This window comes from Nitratireductor indicus C115 (assembly GCF_000300515.1).
Taxonomy (GTDB): Bacteria; Pseudomonadota; Alphaproteobacteria; order Rhizobiales; family Rhizobiaceae; genus Nitratireductor; species Nitratireductor indicus.
In genome coordinates, this window is record NZ_AMSI01000009.1 from 1 (window position 1) to 25,652 (window position 25,652).

Consider the following 25,652-nt stretch of genomic DNA (forward strand, 5'->3'; position numbering starts at 1 on the left):
TTCACCCATTCCAGAGTGATCGGAACCATTGCCAGCGCCGCGTCCAGTTCCTGCCAGAGTTCGGCGTTCGCCAGTTGCTTCTCCGGGCCGCGCTTCCAGCCCTTTTCCTTCCAGCCGTGACGCCAGGTGTTGCAGCCATTGACCACATACCGGCTGTCGCAGAGCAGGCGCACGGGCTCGACAACGCCGCGATCACGAAACCACTGGAGCGCCATCAGCACCCCGGTCATTTCCATGATGTTGTTCGTGGTGTCGGGATCGCCCCCACAGTCGGCGTGGATCTCGCGGCCGTCGCGATAGACGGCAAATCCCCACCCACCGGGGCCGGGGTTCGGATCACATGCGCCATCCGCGAAGATCACCAACCCGTCAGATAGGCCGGTTGCGCTGACCGGTGCGGGTCGAGCGCCGCTCTTGCCACCACGCTTGCGCGGTGACCTGCACTTCTTCGAGCCGTCCAGAGCGCCGGCAGCATGATAGGGCAACGCCTTCTGGATCTGCTGCAGAACCGGAAAGCAGGTTGCCCCCTTGGCCGGGAACCTGAAACGTGTCCCGGCAAGACGCTGCGCCATGAAGGCGGCCTGTCTCTCGGTCTTGAAGGCGGCTACGTCCATGCCCTGAGCTCGGAGCCAGTCACGGAGGCGGTGCAGGCCGTCAGGAAACTCATACATCGCTCGCCTCCCCGAAATGTCCGGGCAGCGCCTCGTGCAACTCCGTCAGGGCCTGCTTCCTGAATTGCTCCACAATCGGCAGCACAACCTTGTCGGCGCGCGCCTTGATCTCCCGGTCGGCACGCTCGCCAATCTCGAACAGGCGATCACGCAGAGCCAGAAGCTCCTTCTGATCGTTCGAGAACGCCACAACGTCCTCGCGATAACGCCGACCGGAATACGCCTCGCGCCGCGCTCCATGGCGCAACTCGCCTTCGGCCATAAAGGTCTTGGGCATCACCTTGGTAACCCGGAGAACGGGCATCATGGTTTCGGGATCATCACGATCCCAATTGCTGGTGAAGTCGTAGCCGCAACTAGCAAGGCCGCTGAGGTTCTCGGAAATATCCTTGCTCGGGTCGAAGTGCGCATCATCGAGAACAAGCGCATAGCCACCGGCTTCAATGTCTACGAATTTCGTCATGTCGATTCCTTTTCGTCTCGCGCGCGCGGATGAAGAGCTGTGTCGCTTCGCGATGCAGGGATTTCATCCCCGCACCCCAGACCGGGAGATGATCTCCCGGACCCTCCACGTGCCGCTGCGCGGCCCGAAGGTCTGCCCATCTCCTGGTCAGAACCGAAGAGGAAATCACAGAGCTCTTCGCCTTGAAGATTTTTCAGGGAGGGATTGAGTTTCGGATGCACGGGCGTGCCAGCTGGATGAGCGGCTGTGAATTCGATCTCTCGAATGGCTACTCGGATTTCAGCTTCCGCGAGGTCTTGAGCCTCGTGCCTGCCGAGGTCCAATTCGAAGCCGTCAACCTTGAGCTTTGCTCTCCAAAGCTGACGATCTTTTTCGAAGAAAACTCTTCCAACGCAGCGATGAATTTCAGCGCCGCCATCACCGTATATACTCTTCCTTATATGGGACAGCGTGGGGGCACCGGACATTTGTCCGCTTAACTGGCTCTGGGGCACACCGGACATTTGTCCGCTTAATATCTTTCCGGATTTAGCGGCAAATACGTCCTCTTTGCTCACGTCAAAATCGACATCAAGCGAGAGGCAAATGACATCGGTGGCGCGCCCTCGTTTTCCCCATTCCGATTGCTTGGATCGCGCGATGACGCCCATGGTCTCCAGAGCGGTTAGACCACGCCGGACATTCCGATCCGACATGCTGACTTTCTTGGCGAGTTGAGCTTGCGTGATCCTGCACACACCGTCCGAGCGTGGGGGCACCGGCAAAATTGCCGCTTAATTCACCGTGGGGCACACCGGCAGGTTTGCCGCTTATTCCCTTTCCGGATTTAGCGGCAAGAACGGCCTCTCGATCAATGTCGAAATCGAGATCAAGTGCGAGGCAGATGACATCGACTGCGCGCCCACGCTTCCCCCAGCCGGGTTGTTTCGTCCGATGAACGACGCCAAGCACCTCAAGTGTCGATATGCCGGCCCTGACCGTGCGCTCACCCAAGCCTGATTTGGAAGTGAGCTTCTTCTGCGTGATCCTGCACACACCGTCCTCGGTGGACGCTGCCAGCGCCTGGAGGATTGCTGTGAGCGACTTGTCCTCGATCTTCTGGCGCTTGAACCACTCTCGAGCTGCCTTGCTCATAGGCCCCTCCTCCGCAAGCGCATGGAAAGGAAGGCGTTGGCGGCACGAAGCCGCCAAATCTTGCACCAGAGGAAAGGGATCGCGATAAGCAGGCCCGGAATGGTCTGCGGCCCTAAGCGGGAATCTGCGGCCGGCATCTGGGGAACCGTTCTCGTCATGAGGCACCTCCACGCTTCTGGGCATCGTGGATTTCGTGCCAGATGCGTTTGACCTCCTCGGCCTTCTCCAGCATCAGGCGGGCAACGTAGAGGCCTGTATCGGCCTGCCGTGCTGTGAGCACGACACGATCATTGCAGCGATGCTCTTCAAGCAGATTGCGGATGGTCTCCATGGTGAGGTGAGCCATGTCGACCAGATCGTAGACCGGGCATTCCAAGGGGCTCATGTTCCAGACGGGAACATGGTCGAAATGAGAGTTGTTTGCAGCCATGTCACACCCCCTTGCTGCTTGGGAACACCATGTCCCAATTCGGGGTTTTGTAGGCATCGAGGTTTTCCAGAAAGATCGCATGCCGATCCGAGGCAGGCGGGAAGATGCGGATTGCCCATTTCTCGCCCTGCATCTCCTCTTCGATCCAGTCTGCAAGAGCGTTGGAAAGCTCCTGCGAAAGACGACGGATGCGCTCCATGCGCATTTCGCCACGTGGGTCTGTACGCGCGGCCGGCGGGGTGCTATCGCTTGTGCTGTTCATTTGCTCACCTGTTGGGATGCTGTTGAACACAGGCTCGGAAGGTGTGCCAGCACCTCCGGGCCGTTTTTGTTTCTGGGTCATGCTGCGTCTTCCTCCATGAAGAAGGCGATCAGCTTGCTGCGGCTGACGACATAGCGCTCACCGATTTGCTTCACCATCGGCAGCTTGCCGCCTGCGATCATGTGATAGGTCTGCTGGTAGGAGCGGCCGATAATGTCGGCAATCGCCTGCACGCCCCAGACCAAATCGAGTTCCTTCTCTTCGCTCATTTTAAGTTTCCTTAAACCACGTTTGTCGTTGTTGCTTGCGTAGAAGATATCCAATGGACATCATCGAATGTCGTTATATCCATTGGACATTATTGACGCAAGATCGAAAATATCCAAAGGACATCTTAAATGTGGAGAACTTAGAGAGATGGCCGAAAACAGGAGCAAGTCAGACGGGTTCATGCTCCGTTTCCCAGATGGTTTGCGCGATCGCATCAAAGAGGCCGCTCGGAGGCATGACCGATCAATGAATGCTGAGCTCATCGCTCGGATTACGGAGCATGATAATCTCCATCAGTTTTGGATGACCGCTGATTCCGAGATCGCGAAACTTGAGGCGCAAGCATCACAGGCGCAGGAATTGCGAGAAGAAATTGAGAAGCTACGGGAAAAGGTAGAAGAGCTTCGCGGGCAGGTCGCCTATCAGGAGGGCGTGACAGCCGCCTACCGAGATTCGTTGCTGGTCTTCGCTCAGCGAATGAAGGGCAGCAAGGAGGATGGCGAAACCCTCTTGAAGGAGATTGCGAAGGAAATCGCTGGGCGCGGTAAGGGGGAAGGCTCTGACGAATGAGCGTCCGCAAGCGCACATGGACCAACGGCAAGGGCGAAGAGAAAACGGTCATGAGACACCTCCGCGCTTCTGAGCGTCGTGGACCTCGTGCCATATCCGTTTGACCTCTTCGGCCTTCTCAAGCATCAGGCGAGCAGCGTAGAGGCCCGTGTCGGCCTGCCGTGCGGTGAGGGTGACCATGTCCGAGCCGCGATGCTCTTCCAGAAGATCGTGGATGATCTGGAGAGTGAGGTGCGCCATGTCGACCACATCGTAGACAGGGCATTCCAGATCGGCATGGGTGGTGTTGGCGCTCATGCCGCTGCCCTCCCGCTATTGCTGGAGCGGAAAGCAACGCCGTGATGACGCGCGACCAAGCTGGCAGCCAGCGCGCTGAAATCAGCGAGGTCATCCGAGAGCCAGACATTCAGCTTGAGCAGCAGCCATGCGCGATGCTCATCCATCTGGGGATCGACAGGATCGGACGCGGTCGCGATCTTTCGGACCTCATCGAACAGCACGTCGAAGAACTCAGCGACCTTGGAAACCACGTCGCCAGCGGGGTTGAGGCTGTCGTCGCTGTTGCGAAACCTCGGCTCATTGCTGATGCCGAGCAGCGCCTCACGCCCTACGTAAAGCGCATCGGCTACATGGTGGAGGTGCTTTGCAGTCAGGGCCGACAGCTCGGCCTTGCTCAAGGTGACAGTTGCGGCAGCGCCCGTGGACGTGCTATCGGTCTTCGCGTTCATATTCTCACCTGTTGGGGTAGGGTTAGAACCACGGTCCGGAGAGGTTGCAGCCTCTGCCGGGCCTTTCTTTTGGGTGCGTGTCATGCTGCATTCCCCTTGCGAGGCTCGACAGTGATCGTGAAGGCTGCCGGCTCCTGATGTGATCCATCTCCAACGGCGCGCTCGATCTTGGTGACCTTGTTCGCAAGCATTCGGACAATGCCGTCCGTCCGCTTGATCATCTCGATCAGCTCGGAGGGGAAATCCACCGATGCGGCGCGGCCTTCCATCCGTTCGCGGACAACCGTGTTGCACCACATATGAAATTCCGGGGAGAGGTACTTCGCGTAGGCCATGGCGATCTGCCAGTGAGCCCATGTCACGCCGTTCCGGCCACGACCTGCCGAGATAATATCGGATTTTCCGACAATATCGGCTACGTGCTCAACAAAGGCTTGGCTGCCGGGGAGAGCGCGCCATTTCGCAGGCGCCTTCTGCGGGTCGGAGCCCGACGCCTTCCACATTCCAGTCAGGCTGATCATTTCGCCCTTGAGAGAGATGCGGCTGCCTGCGTAGTCGACCATTTGAACTGCGGTGTTCATGCCACCCTCCGATCGCTGGTCGAACGAACCGGCTCCGAGAGCCGTTCAGCGGCCCATTTGTCCAGATCATCAACATGGTAGAGCGGGATGCGTCCCGAGTAGGTCATCAGCGGACCACCGCCGATGGAAGCGAGCTTGTTTAGAGTGGCGACGGCAATCGGGATGCCGTGTTTCTCCGCGAGATATGCCGGAACCTCTGACCGGCGAAGACGTGGCTTTTCGTCATTCATCGTTTGTTAAATCCTATTCCAGTAAGGTTGATGGCATCGGTGCCATCACTGGAATATTCCCCAGAAGGATGCTTATGTCAATGATGTGGTGGCATTGGTGCCATCTTTTTTGTGCGTGAGTAAAATGGTCAAAAAATCAGCAGCCAAGGATCAGGATAAATTCGTCGTTCGTCTGCCAGACGGCATGCGGGATCGGATCAAGGCGAAGGCTGACCGCGCGGGCATGTCTATGAATGAGGCGATCGTCTGGTGTCTGGATCAATATTTTCCTGCGCCAACCACCATCGACGAGAAGCTTAATGAGCTGGCCGATATGGTTTCAATCCTGAAGGGTGACAACACCTACGAAGGCGTTGACCGTCTTGTCGCAGCGGTACAGGACACAATCGGTGACGTTTACAGTGGCGCTCTGAAAACGCCGCCTGAGTTCAATAAATTGGTTTCTGAGCGGTTCGAGCGTTGGCAGGAAGAGGAACAGGAGAACCTGCGCGAACGGCACGAGAACCCGTTCGATGACGCCAATTGGCCCTCTGAGGAAGATCCGTTCCCTGATCCAGTTGACGACGAAAAGAGCTAAGCCCGCCTCGGCATCTCCAGTACCTTCCCGCTCTCGCCGGTCATCTGGCGATGTACTTCCCCGCAGACCTTGTTCGCAGCCGCCACGAGCACGCTGTCGAGCCTATGGATATAGCGGCTCGTGACTGTGCCTGTGGTGTGTCCGAGCAATGCGGCGATGGTGCTCTCGGCAAACCCGATGTCGCCCGCCACACTGGCATAGCTATGGCGCATGGTGTGAGGCGTCACGCCTTCCAGATCGGCCCGCTCCATGAAGCGCGCCCACGCCCCCGACAGGCCGTTGTAGTGGCCGTTCTTCCGTAGTGCCGGGAGGACGTAGGGATTGCCAGGCACGCGCAGCGCCTTCCGCAGCACGTCGAATGCTTCCTTGCCGACCGGGCGCACTGATGGACCGCTCTTGCTGTCCTCCAGCCGAAAGCACTGGCCTTCCTCGTCCACCTCCGACCAGCGCAGCTTTACGATCTCCCCAAGGCGGCAGCCGGTCAGCACCAGCAGCAACGCTCCTGTCACTGCTTGAGGGGTGTCGTATTCGGCAGTCTCGCCGGTCAGCGCCTTTCCAAGCGCCCTGTACTCGTCAGGCACAAGACGGCGGGTCCGTACGCCATCGGCAGGCAGTTTGATGCCCTGAGCGGGATTGCTGGGGATGATGCCCTCATCAACGGCGTAGGTGAGAATGCCGCCGAGAAAGCCCGTGGTGCGGGCTGCCGTGCCGATGCCGCCCTTGACCTCTACTCGGGCTCCGTTCTTCCCGGATCGATCCTTGCGCGCTGTCTTGCCGGCCGCCACGTCACGCATGAACTTCGTCACGTCCGCGCGGGTGAGGTCGATAACGAGCTTGTTGCCGAGGAGTGGCTTGATGTGCCGAGCGATGCGGCCACGATCAATCTCGATGGTGGAGGCTTTCTTTGGCCGGTTCGTTCGCCGCCCAAGGATCTGACCTTTCTCCGCCACGCTCATGTACTGGTCGCAGAGCTGCGCCACCGTGAGCGAATTTCGGCGCGTCCGTCTCTCCAGCAGAGGATCGGCCTTCTTGAGCACCACCCCGCCCATGGTTTCGATTGCCAGCTTGCGGGCTTGGTCCGCAGTCAATACGCCGTGCTTGCCGATGGTCATCCGCCGCCGCCGACCGTCAACACGATAGTCCACGAAATAGGTTTTCGAGCCGGATGGATGGACGTAGAAGCCGAAGCCCTTAAGGTCGGAGCACCAGACGGTGTATTGCTTCTCGCGAGGATCGGCATTGTCGACAACAGACTTGGTGAGTTTCGGCACGGTGGGCTTCCTTGGTGAGCGTCAACTCACAGTATGCTCACCACAATGCAGGAAACAAGAGCCACTTGCCGGCATGATGGGAAAAGGTAAGGGAACACGGCAAGCCTTGCATCGCATGGCATTGGAAAGGATGGGGAAACTCCATCTATAGCGGGATAATGCCATGCTGCCGCCCAAGGAAGGAAGCCATTATGACTTGCCCATCGCCCTTGGGCTTATGGCGGCGCTTGGCGCGGTACCGGCTGATGCATTGTCCGAATATGTGGTTCTGGGCGAACTTTCCCTCGACGGAACAGTGGCAGCGGTGAACGGTGTTCTTCCTGCAGCGATCGGAGCCAACGCCATGGGCAAGGGGTTAATCTGTCCACACGCCTGCGGACCGGAGGCTGCCTGGGCCGGCACCGATATCGACATTCTGGCGCCACGCAGCCTGATCGCGCTCGCCAATCACTTCCGGGGTACGCAGGTGATGACGAGACCGGAGCCTTCCATGGGACCGCAAGCGACGAAAGGACCCGATCTGGCCGACATAAAGGGGCAGGAGACCGCGCGCCGCGCGCTCGAAGTGGCCGCTGCCGGCGGCCACAACATGCTCATGATCGGCCCGCCCGGCGCCGGAAAATCGATGCTGGCGCAACGTCTTCCATCCATCTTGCCACCCCTCTCGCCCAAAGAACTGCTGGAGGTGTCCATGATCGCCTCCATCGCGGGTGAACTCGCGGAAGGCAAGCTCACGGACCGGCGCCCTTTCCGCGCACCGCATCATTCCGCATCCATGGCGGCCATTGTTGGCGGCGGATTGCGGGCGCGGCCGGGCGAAGCTTCCCTTTCGCATCATGGCGTGCTGTTTCTGGATGAATTGCCCGAGTTCTCGCCGCAGGTGCTCGATTCACTCCGCCAGCCTCTCGAAACAGCCGAATGCGTGATTGCCCGCGCCAACCACAGGATCAGCTATCCCGCACGCATCCAGCTTATCGCCGCCATGAATCCGTGCCGCTGCGGCATGGCGGGCGAGCCGGGCCATCGATGCCAGCGTGGGCCACGCTGCCAGGTAGACTACCAAGCGCGCATTTCAGGTCCATTGCTGGATCGGATCGACCTGCGGATCGACGTTCCTGCTGTCTCCGCAACGGATCTTATCGGTGCATCCTCCGCCCCTGCGGAGACAAGCGCCACGGTCGCCGAGCGCGTCGCGCGCGCACGTGACGTGCAGCGGCGGCGCTTTTCCGCACTCGGCCTGCCGGACTGGACCACGAATGCGGCCTGTTCCGCCTCCATGATCGAGGAAATCGTAAGCCTGGACGCAGACGGCGCGCGCCTGATCCGCGAGGCGAGCGAGAAACTCGGGTTTTCGGCGCGCGCCTATCATCGCGTGCTGAAGGTGGCCCGCACGCTTGCAGACCTTGACGGGGCAGAAGCGGTCAGGCGTATCCATCTTGCCGAGGCCATCTCCTACCGCACGGCCGGTGCACGGCTGCCGCAGGCGGCATGAATTGCCGGGCGCCTGTCCATCGGGACTATTCCATTGCTGCAGCCATGGTTGGCGCGTGAGGTACAATTCGATGTCGGTCACGCATACGGATCGCTTTGTTCGAACATCTGCCCCGCGACCGATGATGCCCTTGTCTTTTCCTCACCGTATCCGCCTTTAAAAACCGGAAATCCCCGGCCTGCCCGGCAGGCGATCAAGGGCGCCCAGAGCAATGAGAGCCCTACCTTCGGGCAAGTCGGTGTTCGACGCCCTGGAAGCGCTCTTCCCGCCAATGCGAAAGCAGGGTATCGCTGCACGAAAGGTTTGTGATCCTGCTTCGGAGTGCATCTTGACCAATTCTTCCAGCAGACTGCGGATTGCTGTTCTCTTCGGCGGGCGATCCGCCGAACACGACGTCTCGGTGCTTTCGGCCACGAACGCCGTGCGAGCGATGGATCCGGAGAAATACGACGTGATTCCGGTGTTCATCACACGTGAAGGTGTTTGGCTTCTCAGCCATTTTGAGGGCGGAGAACTGACGCAACCCGCATCTGGAACCGAGATTTGCCCGGTGCCGGGCGGCAGGGGCCGGTTGCTCGCGATCCCCCCGGAGGGCGCTCCGTTCGAGCTTCCCGCCATCTCAGCGCTCTTCCCGGTTCTGCATGGGCTTCCGGGGGAAGACGGGGCGGTTCAGGGGCTGGCGGAAGTGGCCCTCGTACCACTGATCGGCTGCGGCGTTCTGGGGTCGGCCACAGCGCTCGACAAGGACATTGCCAAGCGCCTGCTTCTCCAGGCCGGTCTTCCCGCCGCCCGTTCCATCACCATTCGTCGGGGAGAGGCGCCCAAGTTTGCGGCGCTTTCTGGTGAGCTCGGCCTGCCACTCTTCATCAAGCCTGCCCGACAGGGTTCGTCAGTCGGCGTGAGCAAGGTCACAGGTGAAGACGACTACCTCGCGGCGCTCGAACTGGGTTTCCGGCATGACGGCAAGCTCCTCGCCGAAGAATTCATCAAAGGCCGCGAGATCGAATGCAGCGTCCTTGAAGACGCGCAAGGCACGCTTTTCGTTTCACGGCCCGGCGAGATCGTGACCGGCCAAAGCCATGGCTTCTACAGCTATGAAGCGAAATATATCGATGAGGCCGGCGCCCAGCTGGTGGTGCCTGCCGTGCTGCCCGAAGCGGTGGAGGCGGCTATCCGCGAAACCGCTGGAAAAGCCTTCCAGGCCTTGGGCTGCGACGCGATGGCTCGCGTGGACTTCTTCGTCACCGAGGATATGCGCTTTCTCGTCAACGAGCTCAACACCATTCCCGGCTTCACGAATATCAGCATGTATGCGAAGGCGATGGCAGCGAGCGGCATCGCCTATCCAGACGTGATCGACCGGCTGATCGCTCATGGCCTGACACGCGCCGACCGCAACGGCTAGAGTATCCGCCGAGAGCCGGAAGCGATTTTCGGAAAGCACGGTGCATAGTTCAATAACGTGCCGCACTCTTTGAGACCCAAAAGGATGCTCAAAGGGCGTTCGATTTTCACGCTTTCAGATTTATGCAGACCTAAGCTCCGTTCAGCTGTCTGCAAAATGTCTTTCGGGTAAAGCTGCCCGACCACCGCGTAATCCCCCAGCAGTTTTCGGACGGGTTCAGCCACCCCTGGCGGTTACTGGCTGACGGCGCCCACGACCGGGTTGTTGTCTTCGCGCAGACTTACCCACATGCCCGTGTGGTTGCTCGCCTGACGCTTCAGATAGCGATAGCCGGTCTGGTTCCAGAGCTTTACCGTGTCATTCAGATTGTCGAGAACGAAATCTCCACGGTCCGTGCGCACCGTGAGGATTGCGTGCCCTTCGCCATCGGGCTTACGCACGACAGTGATCAGGAGATTGGCCAGCGATATTCCCTTGCGCATCAGCGCCCGGCGCTTCTCCAGCACGTAGTCCTCGCAATCGCCTACGCCCGTCGACGGATAGGTCCAGACTTCCTCCTCGCCGTAGATATCGATGTCGTTCATCGGCTTGACAGCCTGATTGACCGACTTGTTGACAGAGACCAGCTTGCGCCAGAGCGCCTTGTTCATCTTCTCAGGCCCCGTGTCCCGTGGGCGCAAAGAACATTCCAGCGGATTGGCCTTGCAGAATTCGTAATGGCCGATGGGCTGCGACGTGAGCCCGCCAGTGGCCATGCTGTTTCCGGCTTCGGCTTGTGCCAAGCCAATGGCCAGCAGCACGCCAGAAAGCGCGGTCAGGGCAAAGCCCGACCGGGCGCGAAACGCGCCCCTGCATAAGACGGATAAGATTCCGCGAGATATCGCGGCCACATTCCGCCCGTGGCCTCCAAAGAGGAAGCCCCCCCGCCAAGCAGCCATCATGCCGCTCTCCGCTTCTTTCTATCGTTAATGAAACGTTAAGAAGCAGAACGGTCGACTGTCAATCGATGCAGGGACAAAGTTTCAAGGATGGTTACCGCCGAGACGGTGAGGAGCGGTTTTTGCGCGGTGGCTGTTGCGAAAATGCAAATCGCCGTGACCGCAACCAACTTCATGAGCGACACCGCAGCAGGCGTCGCCCTGTTCCCGGTCAAACCGGCTTTCGCTCAAGCCGGTTTGGGACCGTTTCGCCGTGCGGCGGTTGTGGCCTTTCCGCTCTTGGCGCGCGAACTCGCCGTCTTGCGCGGCCCCCCCTTGCCGGACGTTGCTGCGGCAGGTTTTTTCGGTGCGGCGGCACGCGGCTTGGGAGCCGATGTTGCGGTCGCCGAAGTCTTTTCGGCCTGTCCCGCCGGATTGCTGCGCATGAAATCGAGGATGCGCGGCGCGATCTCCGAGCGGAACCGCGAGCCATTGAAGACCCCGTAATGGCCTACCGCGGGCTGAAGATAGTGATGGCGCATGTCCGCCGGGATGTTCTCGCACAGCCTGTGGGCTGCTTCCGTCTGGCCGACGCCGGAAATATCGTCGTTCTCGCCCTCTACCGTCAGAAGAGCCACACGACGAATTGCCTTCGGATCGACAAGTTTGCCACGATGCTTCATCTGGCCTTTGGGCAGATCGTGGCGGATGAACACCGTTTCGACCGTCTGCAGATAAAACTCGGCGGTCAGATCCATCACCGCCAGATATTCGTCATAGAAGTCACGGTGTTTCTCGGCGGAATCGCCGTCGTTCTTCACCAGATGCATGAAAAACTCCTTGTGCGCCGTAATATGGCGGTCGAGGTTCATGCTCATGAAGCCGGAAAGCTGCAGAAAGCCGGGATAGACCATGCGCATGAAACCGGGATTCGGCCATGGCACTGGCATCACGGCATTCTCGCGGAACCAGCCAATGCCTTTTTCTTCCGCCAGCTTGTTGACGGCAGTGGGGTTCTGGCGCGTGTCGATCGGGCCGCCCATCAGGGTCATGCTGGCAGGCGTGCATTTATCCTTGCGCGCTTCCATCAAAGAGACAGCCGCCAGCACCGGAACGGAAGGCTGGCAAACGGCCATCACATGCGTATCAGGCCCAAGGTGCTGGAACATTTCGATCAGGTAATCGATGAAATCATCGAGGTCGAACATGCCCTCGGAAAGCGCGACCGTACGCGCATCGGTCCAGTCGGTGATATAGACATCCGCATAGGGCAGCATGGTTTCCACCGTGCCCCGCAACAAGGTTGCATAGTGACCGGACATCGGCGCAACCATAAGGATGGAGGGGCCACGCCGCGCACCTTCCGGCAGATCGCGCTTGAAATGCAGGAGCTGGCAGAATGGCTTCTTCCAGACGATCTCCTCATGCACCGCGACGCGCACGCCGTTCACATTGGTTTCGGTGAGGCCGAATGCCGGCTTGGTGTAGCGGCGGGTAGTACGCTCGAAAAGTTCTGCGCCCGCAGCGAGTGTGCGACCGAGATAAGTCTGCGCCATGGGGTTTAATGGGTTGCTGTAGAAAAGCCGTACGGCGTCGGCATAGGCCCGCGCCGGCTGCAGCGCGGCGTGGTTAAATTCATAAAGCTGATAATACATCGCTTGGGTTCCTGGGCGACCTTCGCTCATGCCGCGCCGCTCAGCGGTTGGGAACGCGCGGCGGCGAAGCCTTGGTCATTTGCTTGACCTCTAGACTACCCCACTTTTGCTGCGTTGCAATAGAAACACGGGCTTTAGGCCTCCGGCAAAAAGAGGGCCGCTACACAAAATACTGATATAAAAAAGGAAAAAGAGGTTTAGACTTATATTTTGGTGTTGCGTCGCAGCATCAAAAAACGGCTCTGCGCTGCAACACCAGGTGGAATTTCGGCAAAAAAGCGCTCTTTCAAGGCCTCAGGCGCTTCCTCCAACGGCAGCTCAACGAAGCCATGGCGCGCATAGAAAGGCCCATTGAACGGCAGCGTGCGAAACGTGCTGAGCGACACTCCTTCCAGGCCCTGCGCCCGGCTTGCCTCCACTACGGCAGCCAGCAACGCCCCGCCCAGCCCACGCCGGCCGTGCTCCGGAGCGACGGAAAGTTCCAACAGGTGAAGAAAAGAGGATACGGGGCCAGCGATTGCGAAGCCTGCTGGTCCCTCCTGTGCATGCACGGCCACGAAAATCCGGTTCTGCGACGCGATGGCGTCGAAATCTTCCACCCTTGTCGCGGGCGCTTCCGCAATGTCGGGATATCCATGCACGGCAAAAAGCTGCGCTGCGCGCTTTTCGACATCCGACAAACGCTCAGCATCGCTGTCGCGATAAGCCCGGATTACATAATCCGGGCCAGGCTCGACCGTGGTTCTGCCCATGCCTATTTCAGGGGTCCCACCCGGCTTCAGGGTTATTCCGCACCTTCGACGAGGATCATGTCCGCCTCTGCCACCGTGGTGCGGATCGCCTTTGCAGCCTGATATTCAGGCGAATTGTAACAATCGCGTGCAGCCTGCAGAGAAGGAAACTCGATCACCACATTGCGCCCGCGCCCGGTGCCTTCAAGCCCGTCCCATGCACCACCGCGCGCCAGAAAGCGCGCGCCATATCGCTCGAAAGCGAGCTTGGCGGTGGACACATAGTCCTTGTACCGCTCAGGGTCGCGGACATCCACATGTGCGATCCAATATCCCTTGGGCATCTTCGGCTCCTCCCTCTCTTAAACCTGTGCTCACGTATTCAGGCGGCCGCCATTTCGTCGAGAATGGCCTGCGCCGCCGCTTTCGGATCTTCCGCGGCAACGACCGGCCGCGCAACCACCAGATGCGTGCTGCCGGCGCGAATGGCATCGGCCGGCGTCATGATGCGCTTCTGGTCGCCGCGCTCACTCCCCGCCGGCCGGATGCCCGGAGTGACCACCGCCATGCCGGCGCCCGTGACGGCACTCACTTCTGCAACCTCGGTCGGGGCGCAAACGATGCCGCCCATGCCCGCATCCCGCGCCTGCGCGGCGCGCTTCAGAACCAGGTCCCGCGCGCTGGCCGCATACCCGGCTTCCTTCAGGTCCGCATCGTCCATGGATGTGAGCACGGTGACACCGAGCAGTGTGAGACCCGACCCCCTGGCTGCCTCGACGGCCGCACGCATGGCCTTGGGATAGGCATGGATGGTCAACATCGACATGCCCATGCGCGCAATGTTCTCCACGCCCTTGGCCACCGTGTTGTCGATATCCAAAAGCTTCATGTCGAGAAAGACCTTCTTGCCGGCGCCGGTGAGCTCGCGTGCAAAGCCCAACCCGCCGGCAAAGGCAAGCTGGTGGCCGATCTTATAGAACGAAACCGTGTCGCCGAGCGTGGCAACGATGCGGTCTGCCTCCGTCAGGGTCGGAACATCAAGACCGACGATCAGGCGGTCACGCATGGCTAGGGTCATCTTCAGGCCTCCACCCGGTTGGACAGAAGGCGCGCATGCTCGATGACAGCACGGCAGACGCCCTCCATCATTCCGCGCGTACGTTCATCCTTGAAATTGCCTTCCTCGTCGAAGGCATCCTGTGCCCGCGCGACGGAGCATTGCGGCGTCACGATCTCGGCGCGGCAGTTCATCAGCACCGCCCGCAAATGATATAGCCCGCGAATGCCGGCGAAATTGCCATCGGACGACGAACAAAGTCCCACGACCTTGCCCGCCCAGGGACGCACCGGCCTTCCATCGATTTTCGAGATGCGGGACACCCAGTCGACGGTGTTTTTCAGAAGGGGCGGAATGGAGGCATTGTATTCCGGGCTGGCGATCAACACGCCATCATGCGCAGCGATGAGACCACCCAGCTTCAATGCGCTTTCGGGAATTCCTTTTTCCTTTTCCAGATCCTGATCCATGATCGGCAGCGGATAATCTGCCAGGGATATGCGCGTCACCTCGGCCCCCTGCTCTGCAAGCTCCTTGGTGGCAGCGTCGGCGGTGCGCCCGCTGAAGGCGCCTGTGCGGGTGGACCCGGCAAAGACCAGGATTCTGGGGATCATCGGCAAGCTCCTCTGTTTCGAAGAGGGGTATAGGCATTGCCGATATCAATCAATGGCCTTGAGGATGCCGCCACAGAGCCTGCCCGGCAACCGGGGATATCAAAACGAAAAGCAAAAAAGGAAAGGCTAATGCCTGGCCCTGCGATAAACCCAGAGCCGCGTCGGCGGAATGTTGCGCAGGATGAAATCGAAATGCTCAACCGTGTAGTTTCCGCGCCCAGGCGGAACCGGAGATTTCGGGCCGTAGGTGAGCTGAACCACCGGGCGCCCTTCGGGAATGCGCGCTAAGAGGCTTTCCAGATAAGCAACCCGCGCTGGAACCGGAAAATTGAGCAAAGGGACACCAGAGACAACGCTGTCGAAGAGCTTCGGCCCGTCGTCGCCCAGCGTCCCATCGAGATTGAAGGCATCACCCTCGATCACATTGACACCGGGATAGCACCTGCGCAGGTGTTTCACGAAATCAGCGGAATATTCGACCGCGTAGAGATTTTCCGGTTTCACGCCATGGGCGAGGATTGCCCGCGTGATGACCCCGGTGCCCGGCCCGACTTCGAGAACCGGAAGGCCCGACGTCGGGTCAATAATGGAGGCCATTCGCCGTGCGGTTATGCCGGATGTGGGAATGATGGAACCTACGGCCTTCGGCTGGTCGATCCAGCCCCGGAAGAAGCGCAACTCGTCACCGAAGCGATCCGCGATCGCCTTGCGCATACCCAGACCCTTGCTCATCTTCCCGCTTCCTCCTTCGCAAAAAACCCGCCGGTTGAGTTCCATGGCGGGCAGGCGCTGTCCGCCACCTTCAGGCTTCGGGACAATCGACTGCAAGCGCGCGTTTCTAGCACGGTTTGCTTACTCGCCGAAGGACTCGAAGAAATCTTTCATACGTGAAAAGAAGCCAGCCGATTGGGGGCTGTTCTCCTTGGATGAAATCTTCTCGAACTCCTCGAGAAGCTCTCGCTGCTTGCGCGTCAGGCTCTGCGGCGTTTCCACCGCGACCTGAATATAAAGATCGCCCACCTGCGACTGGCGCAGAACCGGCATGCCCTTGCCCTTGAGGCGGAACTGTCGGCCGTTCTGCGTGCCTTCGGGTACCTTCACGCGCGTCTGGGTTCCATCAAGGGTCGCCACCTCGAACGAGCCGCCAAGAGCAGCCGTCGTCATGGAGATGGGCACCTTGCAATAGAGATCGGCGCCGTCGCGCTGGAAGAATTCGTGCGGCTTCACCGAGAGGAAAATATAGAGATCGCCGGGCGGACCGCCCCGCAAACCGGCCTCGCCCTCGCCGGCTAGGCGAATACGCGTCCCGTCCTCGATACCGGCGGGAATGTTGACTGAAAGCGAACGTTCCTCGGCCACCCGGCCCTGGCCGGAACATTTCGTGCAGGGGTCGGAGATGATCTCGCCGCGCCCCTGGCATTGCGGACAGGTGCGCTCGATGGCGAAGAAGCCCTGAGCCGCCCGCACGCGACCGGCGCCCTGACACATCGGACATGTCGTGGGAGAGGAACCAGGCTTGGCGCCCGAGCCCGAACATTCGTCGCAAGCGACTGCCGTGGGCACTCGAATCTGGCTCGTCTTGCCAGTGAACGCCTCCTCGAGCGTTATTTCCATGTTGAAGCGGAGGTCAGCACCATGCTGGCGGCTGCTGCGGCGCTGCCGCCCGCCGCCCATCACGTCGCCGAAAATATCCTCGAAGATATCGGCAAAACCGCCGCCGCCGAAGCCACCCCGTCCGCCCATGCCGCCATTCTCGAAAGCTGCATGCCCGAACTGGTCGTAGGCCGCGCGCTTCTGCGGATCGCGCAGCGTCTCATAGGCCTCGTTGATTTCCTTGAACTTGTGCTCGGCTTCGTCATCGCCAGGATTGCGGTCGGGATGATACCGCATGGCCAGTTTTCGAAACGCGCTTTTAAGTTCTTTCTCATCGGCGGTTCTCGACACGCAGAGCGTCTCGTAAAAATCTGCCTTCATAGAAGAGTCCCGCATGGTCTTATTAAAACGAACACCATCCCCCGATCCGTGTCCGCTATTTAGGTATTCGCAAGAGCGAATGCCATAGTTCGCGGCAGATTGCCAGCCGTCGCCGCAGTTCAACGCCGCTTTTGCGCAACCACAAGGGCAGTCAATGGCAGCGTTGTCAGGCGGGCGCTGGCTTGACGCGCTTGGGCTTCGCGATTCCCATAGCCTGCAAAAGTCTGCCCGCGACCGCATTTTCAAAGAACCGGAACGAGAATATCGCGATGAAAACCGTCAGCAGCATCACCATCGCGGTATACGCAAAAAAGATGATGCTGGACGACGAACCGATGAAATGGCTCCAGGCAAAGGAAAAAAACAGGCTCTCCGTGACCGGATGCCAGAGATAGATGCCGAAAGAGACTGCGGCCGCCGGCCGGAATATGGCGGGATAGGTGTAGCCTTCGGGATCGTTTCGCTCGATGACGCCGGCAAGGAAAACCGCAAAGCCGAGAAGGGCGAGCGTCACATAGATGTTCAGCTGCAACACCATCGCCGCACAGGCAAAGAAGATGGCGACCCAGGCCGGCCCGCGCGAGGTAAGCCGCAGGCGCGAACGCGCCGCAAGCACGGCAAGCAATGCACCCAGCGCGAAATCGGCAAAGGCACGATAGGCGCCCCAGGTATCGGCCTTGACCCAGCTTTCAAAGGGCATCAGGCCCGTGCGGATCATGGCTTCCAGTGCGGCATAGGACAAAAGAAGCAGGACAATTAAGCCTGTCACCCCACCAAAACGATAGGCAAAGATGATGATCGGCAACAACAGATAGGCGAACCATTCCGCCGAGAGCGACCAGGATACGAAGTTGAAGGTGAGATGGTCGTTCACCCCCCAGGCCTGAATGAGCAGAAGATTGGCTGGCAACGCATCCCAGCGATAGAGCGCAGCCTCGCCGCCGGTGCGCAGAAGACCGAGATGGACGGCGAGCCCGACGAGAATAAAATAGGAAAGCGTCGCAAGATGCAGCGGATAGAGCCGCGCCAGACGCTTGCAAAGATAAATCACATAACTGCGCGCATCGTGGACCTGATCGGCATAGCGGCTGAAGATCAGAAAGCCGGATATGATGAAGAACATGTCCAGCAATGGCCGTAATGCTGAAAGTTCATCCTTCACCCATTGGCTTTCGCCAGGCGCGAAATGCCCGAAATGGTAAAGCATGATGAGTAAAGCGGCGACCAATCGCCAGATTTCAAACAATCGATAACGGATCACGGCCCCCACCACTTCCGTTGAATTTCATCAAGCGGACATGTTCGGGGCAGAGACTTAAAAAGCCATGAAAAAAGCCCGGATCATCGATCCGGGCTTTTTCAATTGCATTTGAAGGAGCCGATCAAGCCGACTTCTTGTCGTCCTCGTCAATTTCCTCGAAGTCGGCATCGACGACGTCTTCACCGTCGGCCTTGGCATCGGCCTGAGCGTCGCTCTCGGCGGCCTCCGCCTGGCTGGCCTCATACATGGCCTGGCCGAGCTTCATGGATACTTCCGCAAGAGCGGTGGACTTAGCCTTGATGTCCTCGGCATCGTCACCTTCGACAGACGTCTTCAGCGCGGCCAGGGCATCCTCAATCGCCTTCTTCTCCTCTTCCGAAACCTTGTCGCCGTAATCCTTCAGCGACTTCTCGGTCGAATGAATGAGCGCTTCGGCCTGGTTCTTGGCTTCGACAGCCTCGCGACGCTTCTTGTCAGCCTCGGCGTTCGCTTCCGCGTCCTTCACCATCTTCTCGATGTCGGCGTCGGACAGACCGCCCGAAGCCTGAATGCGGATCGCCTGCTCCTTGCCCGTCCCCTTGTCCTTCGCGGACACGTTGACGATGCCGTTGGCGTCGATGTCGAACGTGACCTCGATCTGCGGCACGCCGCGCGGTGCGGGCGGAAGGCCCGTCAGGTCGAAGCGGCCGAGGCTCTTGTTGTCGGCAGCCATCTCGCGCTCGCCCTGGAACACGTTGATGGTCACCGCATTCTGATTGTCCTCGGCGGTCGAGAAGACCTGGCTCTTCTTGGTCGGGATCGTGGTGTTGCGGTCGATCAGGCGGGTGAAAACGCCACCGAGCGTCTCGATGCCCAGCGAAAGCGGGGTCACGTCGAGCAGCAACACGTCCTTCACATCGCCCTGCAGAACGCCGGCCTGAATGGCGGCACCCATGGCGACGACCTCGTCCGGGTTGACGCCCTTGTGGGGCTCCTTGCCGAAGAAGTTCTTAACCGTTTCCTGAACCTTGGGCATGCGAGTCATGCCGCCGACCAAAACCACCTCGTCGATCTCGCCGGCCTTGAGGCCAGCATCCTTGAGCGCTGCCTTGCAGGGCTCGACGGTGCGGGCGACAAGATCTTCGACCAGGCTCTCGAACTTGGCGCGGGTCAGCTTCATCGTCAGGTGCTTCGGACCGGACTGGTCTGCCGTGATGAAGGGCAGGTTGATCTCGGTCTGCGAGGACGAGGACAGCTCGATCTTCGCCTTTTCGGCTGCTTCCTTGAGGCGCTGAAGGGCAAGCTTGTCCTGCTTCAGGTCTATGCCCTGTTCCTTCTTGAACTCGGCCGCCAGATATTCGACGAGCCGCATGTCGAAGTCTTCACCGCCGAGGAAGGTGTCGCCATTGGTCGACTTCACCTCGAACACGCCGTCGCCGATCTCCAGGATGGAGATGTCGAACGTGCCGCCGCCAAGATCGTAGACCGCGATGGTCTTGCCGTCCTTCTTGTCTAGGCCGTAGGCGAGCGCGGCAGCGGTCGGCTCGTTGATGATGCGCAGCACTTCCAGGCCGGCGATCTTGCCGGCATCCTTGGTAGCCTGACGCTGGGCGTCGTTGAAATAGGCGGGAACGGTGATGACCGCCTTCTCGACCTTCTCGCCGAGATAGGCTTCCGCCGTTTCCTTCATCTTCTGCAGGATCATCGCCGAAATCTGGCTGGGCGACAGCTTCTTGCCGCCGGCCTCGACCCATGCATCGCCATTGTCGCCGTTGACGATCTTGTAGGGGACGAGGTCCTTGTCCTTCTTCGTCACCGGGTCGTCATAGCGACGGCCGATGAGGCGCTTGATCGCAAAAAGGGTGTTTTCCGGGTTGGTGACCGCCTGGCGCTTTGCCGGCTGGCCGACCAGCCGCTCGTCGGAATCCGTGAATGCCACGATCGACGGGGTGGTACGCGCGCCTTCGGCGTTTTCGATCACCTTCGCGTCCTTGCCGTCCATGACGGCAACGCAGGAGTTCGTTGTTCCGAGGTCGATACCAATAACTTTTGCCATGTCTTCTCTCCGCTAAGCAGGCTGTCGGGACCCAATCAGGCGTTCCACGTGACAGCCCCTGTTCACACGAATTTGCCGTGGCGAAGCCCATAGCTGGAACACGCCGAACGGCATCGAGGCGTATATAAGAATGGGACTTTTCAGACGCAAGGCACGATTGCTCCGGACGGTGTTTTAAGATGGGACGCGAGGGGCATCAGGGCGATCCGGCAAACATGGGGGAGGGGGTTATGTAGAACGCTTTTTCTCGGACCGAATTTGAATATAACAACCCATATTTTTAGTATATTTGCAATTGTATAACAAAATATTCTGCGTCATCTGGAAATTGTGGGGCTGATCATACGTGGCCGACTGGGCCAAATGCCGCATGAGATTTCTATTACTTGTTCCTGGTGGAATCATCCTCACTCTTCTTGCGCATTTTCAATTGGCAAGTGCCATGACAACACGCGCATGGTATCTGAGTCCTGTTCCCTCGGCGAAATACGAGCCCCAATTCGACTGGATCGACGACACCGGGCGTCGCCTGAGCCATGCGATCTATGATTTCACCGACAACGCAGAGCGCATGTGCCTTGCCGCGGCGATCTATTTCGAAGCGCGTAGCGAACCCATAAGCGGCCAGTGGGCCGTTGCGATGGTCATCCTGAACCGGGTGCAGTCGCGGGGTTATCCGCCATCGGTTTGCGGCGTTGTCTTCCAGAACGCGCGCTGGCGCAACCGCTGCCAGTTCTCCTTCGCCTGTACCGGGATTTCCCTCATTCCAAAGGAAAAGAAAGCCTGGAAGGTGGCACAGGGCATCGCAAATTCAATTCCGGCTTGTGCTCCGGACTGCGATTCCGATCCTCTTCCGGATGAGAAGGATATACTCGCTGTCTCGGGCGCCACGCACTACCATGCGACCTACGTGAAACCGCGCTGGGCGCGGCAGATGAGGAATGTGGGACGCATCGGAAGCCACATCTTCTTCGAAACGGGCGTGCCCAAACGCAACGGATCGTGATTTGAAAAAGGCTCGGGGCCCGCAATTCACCCGCCGATCGCCCGGAAAGCGCACGCTGCCGAACGGTTCAGCGTTTCATGGAAACGCTGAACCGTTTCGTATTTTTATTCTTAGGCATTTATGCGGACGTCAGGCGTTTCCGCCTGACCGCGAAATGCTCTAGCCGCGCAACACACCGCCCGTCTGCTTGCCGACATTCTCGACGACCCTGCCGGCGAGCGCTTCGAGTTCCTCGTCGGTCAGCGTCTTGTCGCGAGGCTGGATCGCCACCTCGATGGCGACGGACTTCTTGTCCTCACCCAGCGAAGCGCCCTCGAAGATATCGAATACACGCACTGCAGTGATCAGCTTCTTGTCGGCCGCCGCCGCGGCCCGCTCGATGGACACCGCCTCGACGCCCTTGTTGACCACGAAGGCGAAATCGCGCCGCACGAGCTGGAAAGGCGACAGATCAAGACGCGGTTTGGTGCGCGTGGCCTTGGCCTTCGGCTCGGGAATGGCATCGATGAAAACTTCGAAACCGCAGACCGGACCGTCAGCGTCGAGCGCCTCGAGCGTGCGTGGATGGATTTCACCGAAGGTCGCGAGCACGATCTTTGGCCCGAGGCGGACCGTTCCAGATCGGCCCGGGTGATACCATTCAGGGCCACCTGCAACCACCTGCAGCTTGTCGGCAGGCGCACCCGCCGCCTCAAGAGCCGCAAGCGCATCAGCCTTGGCGTCGAATACATCGACAGCCGGGCTGTTGCCACGCCAGTGACGCCCGGCCCCTTCCATCTTGGCCGTGCCGCGCCGGATGCCGCCCGCAACACGGCGCTGACCTTCATAGCGGTCGTTCTCATAAATGCCGGAGACCTCGAACAAGGCCACGTCCGCAAAACCGCGCGCCGCGTTGCGCTGGCCCGCCGCGATCAACCCCGGCAGGAGCGAAGGCCGCATGTCGGACATGGAGGCCGCAATCGGGTTCGAGAGTTTCAACATCGGATCGCCACCGCCGAAAAGCTTTGCCTGCTTTTCGTCGATGAAGCTCCAGGTCACCGCCTCCATCATGCCGCGTACGGCAAGCGCGCGACGCGCCGAGCGGGTGCGGTTCTGCAGGGTCGTCAGGATCTGCCCATTGACGGCTCCGTGCGAGGGAAGCGGAGCGGGCGCGATCTCGTTCACGCCGTGTATGCGCATGACCTCTTCCACAAGGTCGGCCTTGCCGTCGACATCGGGGCGCCAGGAGGGAATAGAGACTTCAAGAACATCCCCCTCGCCTTTTGCCGCGAATCCGAGACGCTCCAGAATTCCACGGCTTTCGGCACCAGACACTTCGAGGCCGGTCAGGCGTTTCACCTCCGCCACCGGGAAGGAAATGCCGCGCGGCTCATAGCCCTGGTAGCCGACCACGCGCAGCTCGCTCGGTTCGCCACCGCAAAGGTCGAGAACCAACTGCGTGGCGAGCTCCAGCCCCGGCACCATCATCTCGGGGTCGACGCCACGCTCGAAGCGATAGCGTGCATCGGTGATGATGCCGAGATCGCGGCCCGTACGGGCAACGTTCATGGGGTCCCAGAGGGCGGATTCAACAAGCACATCCGTGGTGTTCTCGTCGCAGCCCGAATGCTCGCCGCCCATGATGCCGGCAATGGATTCGACACCGTTTCCATCGGCTATGACGCATATTTCCGGCGTCAGCCTGTATTCGCGCTCGTCCAGCGCGAGCACCGTCTCGCCATCACGCGCGCGGCGGATGGTGAGGTCGCCCTTCACCTTTGCGGCGTCGAATACATGCAGCGGGCGGCCGCGGTCGAAGGTCACATAGTTGGTGATGTCCACCAGCGCGTTGATCGGGCGCAGGCCAATCGCCTTCAGCCGCTGCTGCATCCATTTCGGCGAAGGGCCGTTCTTCACGCCGCGCACCAGACGCAGGCCGAAGCCTGGGCACAGGTCCGGCGCCTCAATGATCACATCCACCGGACAAGCGCCCTTGCCGGCAACCGCGGGAATGGCTGCATTCTTCAGCGTGCCCAGACCGGCGGCCGCCAGGTCGCGCGCGATGCCGAAAACGCTCGTGCAGTCGGGGCGGTTCGGCGTGAGGCCGATCTCGATCACCGGATCGTCGAGCTTTGCCCAAGTCGCGAAGGAAGTACCGACGGGGGCGTCCTTCGGCAAATCGATGATGCCATTGTGCTCGTCGGAGATTTCGAGCTCGCGTTCGGAGCACATCATGCCGTGGCTTTCCACGCCACGGATCTTGCCGACGGAGAGCGTCACATCGATGCCTGGCACATAGGTACCGGGTGCCGCGAAAGCGCCGATCAGGCCGGCCTGCGCATTGGGAGCGCCACAGACGACCTGCACCGGCTTGCCATCGCCCGTATCGACCGAAAGCACACGCAGGCGGTCGGCATCGGGGTGCTGCTCGGCCGTCAGGACCCTGGCGATGACGAAGGGCTTCAGCGCCGCCTTGTCGTCCACGTCCTCGACCTCAAGGCCGATCATGGTGAGCTTCTCGACGATCTGGTCGAGCGTGGCGTCGGTCTCAAGGTGCTCCTTGAGCCAGGAGAGCGTGAATTTCATGGCATCATTCCTTCGGGTCTTGCCGTTCCAGGATTTTCACCAGCCGGAACCGCTCGCAAACCAGTTTCATATCGGGGCTGAAGCCGCCATTTCGTTGGAAATAGGCCTCATGTCCCTCGCGCCAGCAGGTCAGCGAGAGGTCTCCCTCGCCTTCGGCGCGTGCAAAATCTTCATCCACTTCGCTGAAGGCGCGAATGGTGACCTCTACCGTCTCGATTACAGCAGCAGGGCGTCCCGCCCCATCCAGGACGATATCCTGCCGCCCAACCCGCGGCATCGGCTCACCGCCGGCCTCGAAGTCGCACAAGGCCCCGCAGGTTGCCGTCTTGCGCCCGGCAAGCACCAGCTCCAGCAGTTCATCTGCCAATGCCGGGCTATCACCGAACGCGAAACGGACCGCCTCGCTGTGGCCTTCGGGCGAAGTCATCAGGCGCTCAATCCGCCAAACAGCGTCGGCAGGTCGAGCGGGCGGAAGCCGTAATGCTCCAGCCAACGCACATCGGCGTCGAAATAATCACGCAGGTCCGGCATGCCGTATTTCAGCGTCGCGATACGGTCTATCCCCATGCCCCAGGCGAAGCCCTGATATTCATCCGGGTCGAGACCGCAGGCGCGAAGCACATTCGGATGCACCATGCCGCAGCCAAGGATTTCCATCCAGTCATTGCCCTCGCCGAAGCGAACCTCGCCCGGCTGCGAACGGTCGCACTGAATGTCCACCTCCAGGCTCGGTTCGGTGAAGGGAAAGAAGGACGGACGGAAACGCATATTGAGATGCGGCACCTCGAAGAAGGCCTTGCAGAACTCCTGCAGCACCCACTTCATGTTGGCCACATTGGCCGTCTTGTCGATCACCAGCCCTTCGAGCTGGTGGAACATGGGCGAGTGGGTCGCGTCCGAATCCTGCCGGTAGGTCTTGCCGGGGATGACGATGCGGATCGGCGGTTCCTGCTTTTCCATCGTATGAATCTGCACAGGCGAGGTGTGCGTGCGCAGAAGCTTGCGCTCGCCCTTTTCATCCGGCGGGAAGAAAAATGTATCGTGCATCTCGCGCGCGGGATGCCCTTCGGGGAAATTCAGCGCGGTGAAGTTGTAGTAGTCGGTCTCGATGTCCGGACCTTCAGCAATGGCGAAACCCATATCCGCGAAAATGGCCGTGATCTCGTCAATCACTTGGCTGATCGGATGAATGCGGCCGCGCTCGGCAGGCGGGCGGCGAACCGGCAATGTCACGTCCACCTTCTCGCGCTCAAGGCGCGCATCGATGGCCGCATCGCGCAACTCCGTGCGGCGTGCCGTCAGAGCTTCCGTGATACGGGCCTTCAGGCCATTGATCGCCGGGCCCATGACCTGGCGCTCTTCCGCAGACATGGCGCCGAGGGTCTTCAGCTTCTCGGAAACCGAACCCTTTTTGCCGAGGGCCGCGATGCGCACTGCCTCGATCTGCTGTTCATCGACAGCAGCCGCGATCTCCGCGGAGATGGTTTTTTCCAGTTCTTCGAGTTCGCTCATCCCTCGTAGCCCCTTTCGGCATTCATATCCTGCCGACGGGTCTCCGCCGGCGCTTCGGACGTCCGCTGAACGGCCGTCTTCAAAAATCGCATTGCTTTCAACACGCGCCTGCCATCGCTGCCAAGCCCCCGGTATTCGATTGCGGTCAGAAGAGGCCGGCGGCATGGCAGCTTCCGCCTCCTCTTCAACACCCACGAAACCCCTTTCGCCATCTTCATTGATGAACATGTCACGCGAATAA

The 25,652-nt window shown here is 60.0% G+C and carries 28 protein-coding genes and 2 pseudogenes; 5 read left to right on the top strand and 25 right to left on the bottom strand.

Features of this window, described 5'->3' with window-relative positions:
• From NA8A_RS24375 to NA8A_RS13670, 7 genes are all read right to left on the bottom strand, one after another.
• On the bottom strand, positions 1–671 hold a 671-nt coding region (locus NA8A_RS24375; protein ID WP_009450899.1), incomplete at its 3' end, for a ribonuclease H family protein.
• Complete coding sequence (locus tag NA8A_RS13645; RefSeq protein ID WP_009450900.1) at positions 664–1,134, bottom strand: hypothetical protein; 471 nt, start codon at positions 1,132–1,134, stop codon at positions 664–666. The genes NA8A_RS13645 and NA8A_RS24375, both read right to left, overlap by 8 nt.
• On the bottom strand, positions 1,131–1,784 hold the full coding sequence (locus NA8A_RS25120; protein ID WP_157174145.1) for a hypothetical protein: 654 nt from the start codon (positions 1,782–1,784) through the stop codon (positions 1,131–1,133). The genes NA8A_RS13645 and NA8A_RS25120 overlap by 4 nt, the downstream gene beginning before the upstream one ends.
• Positions 1,705–2,268 (bottom strand): hypothetical protein, encoded by a 564-nt coding sequence (locus NA8A_RS25280; protein ID WP_009450902.1) that lies wholly within the window; start codon positions 2,266–2,268, stop codon positions 1,705–1,707. Before NA8A_RS25280 ends, NA8A_RS25120 begins: the two co-directional genes overlap by 80 nt.
• Positions 2,269–2,422: 154 nt before the next feature.
• Entirely contained in the window at positions 2,423–2,698 is a 276-nt protein-coding gene (locus tag NA8A_RS13660) for a macro domain-containing protein (protein ID WP_009450903.1), read from the bottom strand.
• Position 2,699: 1 nt separating this feature from the next.
• Positions 2,700–2,960: a hypothetical protein gene (locus NA8A_RS13665; protein ID WP_143087955.1), complete on the bottom strand. Its 261-nt coding sequence runs from the start codon at positions 2,958–2,960 to the stop codon at positions 2,700–2,702.
• A 77-nt stretch (positions 2,961–3,037) separates the two neighbouring features.
• On the bottom strand, positions 3,038–3,229 hold the full coding sequence (locus NA8A_RS13670; RefSeq protein ID WP_009450905.1) for a helix-turn-helix domain-containing protein: 192 nt from the start codon (positions 3,227–3,229) through the stop codon (positions 3,038–3,040).
• 148 nt (positions 3,230–3,377) lie between these two features.
• Between NA8A_RS13670 and NA8A_RS13675 the strand changes: the two genes are divergently transcribed.
• Positions 3,378–3,800 carry an Arc family DNA-binding protein gene (locus tag NA8A_RS13675; protein ID WP_009450906.1) on the top strand — a complete coding sequence of 141 codons (423 nt, stop codon included), beginning with the start codon at positions 3,378–3,380 and terminating at the stop codon, positions 3,798–3,800.
• A gap of 48 nt (positions 3,801–3,848) precedes the next feature.
• Here NA8A_RS13675 and NA8A_RS13680 read toward each other — a convergent pair whose 3' ends face one another.
• The 4 genes from NA8A_RS13680 to NA8A_RS13695 form a co-directional block, all read right to left on the bottom strand.
• Positions 3,849–4,097: a hypothetical protein gene (locus NA8A_RS13680; RefSeq protein WP_009450907.1), complete on the bottom strand. Its 249-nt coding sequence runs from the start codon at positions 4,095–4,097 to the stop codon at positions 3,849–3,851.
• Positions 4,094–4,528 (bottom strand): hypothetical protein, encoded by a 435-nt coding sequence (locus NA8A_RS24380; protein ID WP_009450908.1) that lies wholly within the window; start codon positions 4,526–4,528, stop codon positions 4,094–4,096. Before NA8A_RS24380 ends, NA8A_RS13680 begins: the two co-directional genes overlap by 4 nt.
• A gap of 80 nt (positions 4,529–4,608) precedes the next feature.
• The gene (locus NA8A_RS13690) at positions 4,609–5,109 is read right to left on the bottom strand and encodes a KilA-N domain-containing protein (RefSeq protein ID WP_009450909.1); all 501 of its coding nucleotides are present in this window, start codon (positions 5,107–5,109) and stop codon (positions 4,609–4,611) included.
• A complete protein-coding gene (locus NA8A_RS13695) occupies positions 5,106–5,339 on the bottom strand; it encodes a hypothetical protein (RefSeq protein ID WP_009450910.1) in 234 nt (77 codons plus the stop codon). The genes NA8A_RS13690 and NA8A_RS13695 overlap by 4 nt, the downstream gene beginning before the upstream one ends.
• 124 nt (positions 5,340–5,463) lie before the next feature.
• Here NA8A_RS13695 and NA8A_RS24385 point away from each other — a divergent pair, with 124 nt between their 5' ends.
• Positions 5,464–5,916, top strand: coding sequence for an Arc family DNA-binding protein (locus NA8A_RS24385; RefSeq protein ID WP_009450911.1), 453 nt, complete (start codon positions 5,464–5,466; stop codon positions 5,914–5,916).
• Here NA8A_RS24385 and NA8A_RS13705 read toward each other — a convergent pair.
• Positions 5,913–7,187 carry a tyrosine-type recombinase/integrase gene (locus tag NA8A_RS13705; RefSeq protein ID WP_009450912.1) on the bottom strand — a complete coding sequence of 425 codons (1,275 nt, stop codon included), beginning with the start codon at positions 7,185–7,187 and terminating at the stop codon, positions 5,913–5,915. The two genes, NA8A_RS24385 and NA8A_RS13705, sit on opposite strands and share 4 nt — an antisense overlap.
• A gap of 172 nt (positions 7,188–7,359) precedes the next feature.
• On the opposite strand from NA8A_RS13705, the pseudogene NA8A_RS13710 reads away from it, so the two are divergent.
• A pseudogene (locus NA8A_RS13710) lies at positions 7,360–8,679 on the top strand (YifB family Mg chelatase-like AAA ATPase); the annotation flags it as partial.
• Positions 8,680–9,007: 328 nt separating this feature from the next.
• Positions 9,008–10,084 (top strand): D-alanine--D-alanine ligase family protein, encoded by a 1,077-nt coding sequence (locus NA8A_RS13715; RefSeq protein ID WP_009450914.1) that lies wholly within the window; start codon positions 9,008–9,010, stop codon positions 10,082–10,084.
• Between the two features lie 233 nt (positions 10,085–10,317).
• Here NA8A_RS13715 and NA8A_RS13720 read toward each other — a convergent pair whose 3' ends face one another.
• From NA8A_RS13720 to dnaK, 10 genes are all read right to left on the bottom strand, one after another.
• Positions 10,318–10,839, bottom strand: a complete 522-nt coding sequence (locus tag NA8A_RS13720; protein ID WP_240532792.1) for a transglutaminase-like cysteine peptidase — start codon at positions 10,837–10,839, stop codon at positions 10,318–10,320.
• 410 nt (positions 10,840–11,249) lie between these two features.
• Positions 11,250–12,656 carry a polyhydroxyalkanoate depolymerase gene (locus tag NA8A_RS13725; RefSeq protein ID WP_009450916.1) on the bottom strand — a complete coding sequence of 469 codons (1,407 nt, stop codon included), beginning with the start codon at positions 12,654–12,656 and terminating at the stop codon, positions 11,250–11,252.
• A gap of 203 nt (positions 12,657–12,859) precedes the next feature.
• Positions 12,860–13,408 carry a GNAT family N-acetyltransferase gene (locus NA8A_RS13730; RefSeq protein WP_009450917.1) on the bottom strand — a complete coding sequence of 183 codons (549 nt, stop codon included), beginning with the start codon at positions 13,406–13,408 and terminating at the stop codon, positions 12,860–12,862.
• 32 nt (positions 13,409–13,440) lie between these two features.
• Positions 13,441–13,731, bottom strand: a complete 291-nt coding sequence (locus NA8A_RS13735) for a DUF1330 domain-containing protein (RefSeq protein ID WP_009450918.1) — start codon at positions 13,729–13,731, stop codon at positions 13,441–13,443.
• Between the two features lie 38 nt (positions 13,732–13,769).
• Positions 13,770–14,465, bottom strand: coding sequence for an orotidine-5'-phosphate decarboxylase (pyrF, locus tag NA8A_RS13740; RefSeq protein ID WP_051018010.1), 696 nt, complete (start codon positions 14,463–14,465; stop codon positions 13,770–13,772).
• A 2-nt stretch (positions 14,466–14,467) separates the two neighbouring features.
• Positions 14,468–15,058, bottom strand: coding sequence for an NADPH-dependent FMN reductase (locus NA8A_RS13745; RefSeq protein WP_009450921.1), 591 nt, complete (start codon positions 15,056–15,058; stop codon positions 14,468–14,470).
• A 126-nt stretch (positions 15,059–15,184) separates the two neighbouring features.
• On the bottom strand, positions 15,185–15,790 hold the full coding sequence (gene pmtA / locus NA8A_RS13750; RefSeq protein WP_009450922.1) for a phospholipid N-methyltransferase PmtA: 606 nt from the start codon (positions 15,788–15,790) through the stop codon (positions 15,185–15,187).
• 120 nt (positions 15,791–15,910) lie between these two features.
• Positions 15,911–17,032, bottom strand: a complete 1,122-nt coding sequence (gene dnaJ / locus NA8A_RS13755) for a molecular chaperone DnaJ (RefSeq protein WP_009450923.1) — start codon at positions 17,030–17,032, stop codon at positions 15,911–15,913.
• Positions 17,033–17,198: 166 nt separating this feature from the next.
• Positions 17,199–18,293 (bottom strand): acyltransferase family protein, encoded by a 1,095-nt coding sequence (locus tag NA8A_RS13760; RefSeq protein ID WP_009450924.1) that lies wholly within the window; start codon positions 18,291–18,293, stop codon positions 17,199–17,201.
• A 121-nt stretch (positions 18,294–18,414) separates the two neighbouring features.
• Entirely contained in the window at positions 18,415–20,328 is a 1,914-nt protein-coding gene (gene dnaK / locus NA8A_RS13765; RefSeq protein ID WP_009450925.1) for a molecular chaperone DnaK, read from the bottom strand.
• Positions 20,329–20,893: 565 nt separating this feature from the next.
• Here dnaK and NA8A_RS13770 point away from each other — a divergent pair.
• Positions 20,894–21,334 (top strand): annotated as a pseudogene (locus NA8A_RS13770) (cell wall hydrolase); the annotation flags it as partial.
• Between the two features lie 159 nt (positions 21,335–21,493).
• On the opposite strand, the gene pheT reads toward NA8A_RS13770, so the two are convergent.
• Genes pheT through pheS form a run of 3 tightly spaced genes read right to left on the bottom strand, consistent with a single transcriptional unit; the run spans position 21,494 to position 25,411 of the window.
• Complete coding sequence (pheT, locus tag NA8A_RS13775) at positions 21,494–23,899, bottom strand: phenylalanine--tRNA ligase subunit beta (RefSeq protein WP_009450927.1); 2,406 nt, start codon at positions 23,897–23,899, stop codon at positions 21,494–21,496.
• A 4-nt stretch (positions 23,900–23,903) separates the two neighbouring features.
• Positions 23,904–24,326 (bottom strand): ASCH domain-containing protein, encoded by a 423-nt coding sequence (locus NA8A_RS13780; protein ID WP_009450928.1) that lies wholly within the window; start codon positions 24,324–24,326, stop codon positions 23,904–23,906.
• Positions 24,326–25,411 carry a phenylalanine--tRNA ligase subunit alpha gene (pheS, locus tag NA8A_RS13785; RefSeq protein WP_009450929.1) on the bottom strand — a complete coding sequence of 362 codons (1,086 nt, stop codon included), beginning with the start codon at positions 25,409–25,411 and terminating at the stop codon, positions 24,326–24,328. The genes NA8A_RS13780 and pheS overlap by 1 nt, the downstream gene beginning before the upstream one ends.
• Positions 25,412–25,652: the final 241 nt, after the last annotated feature.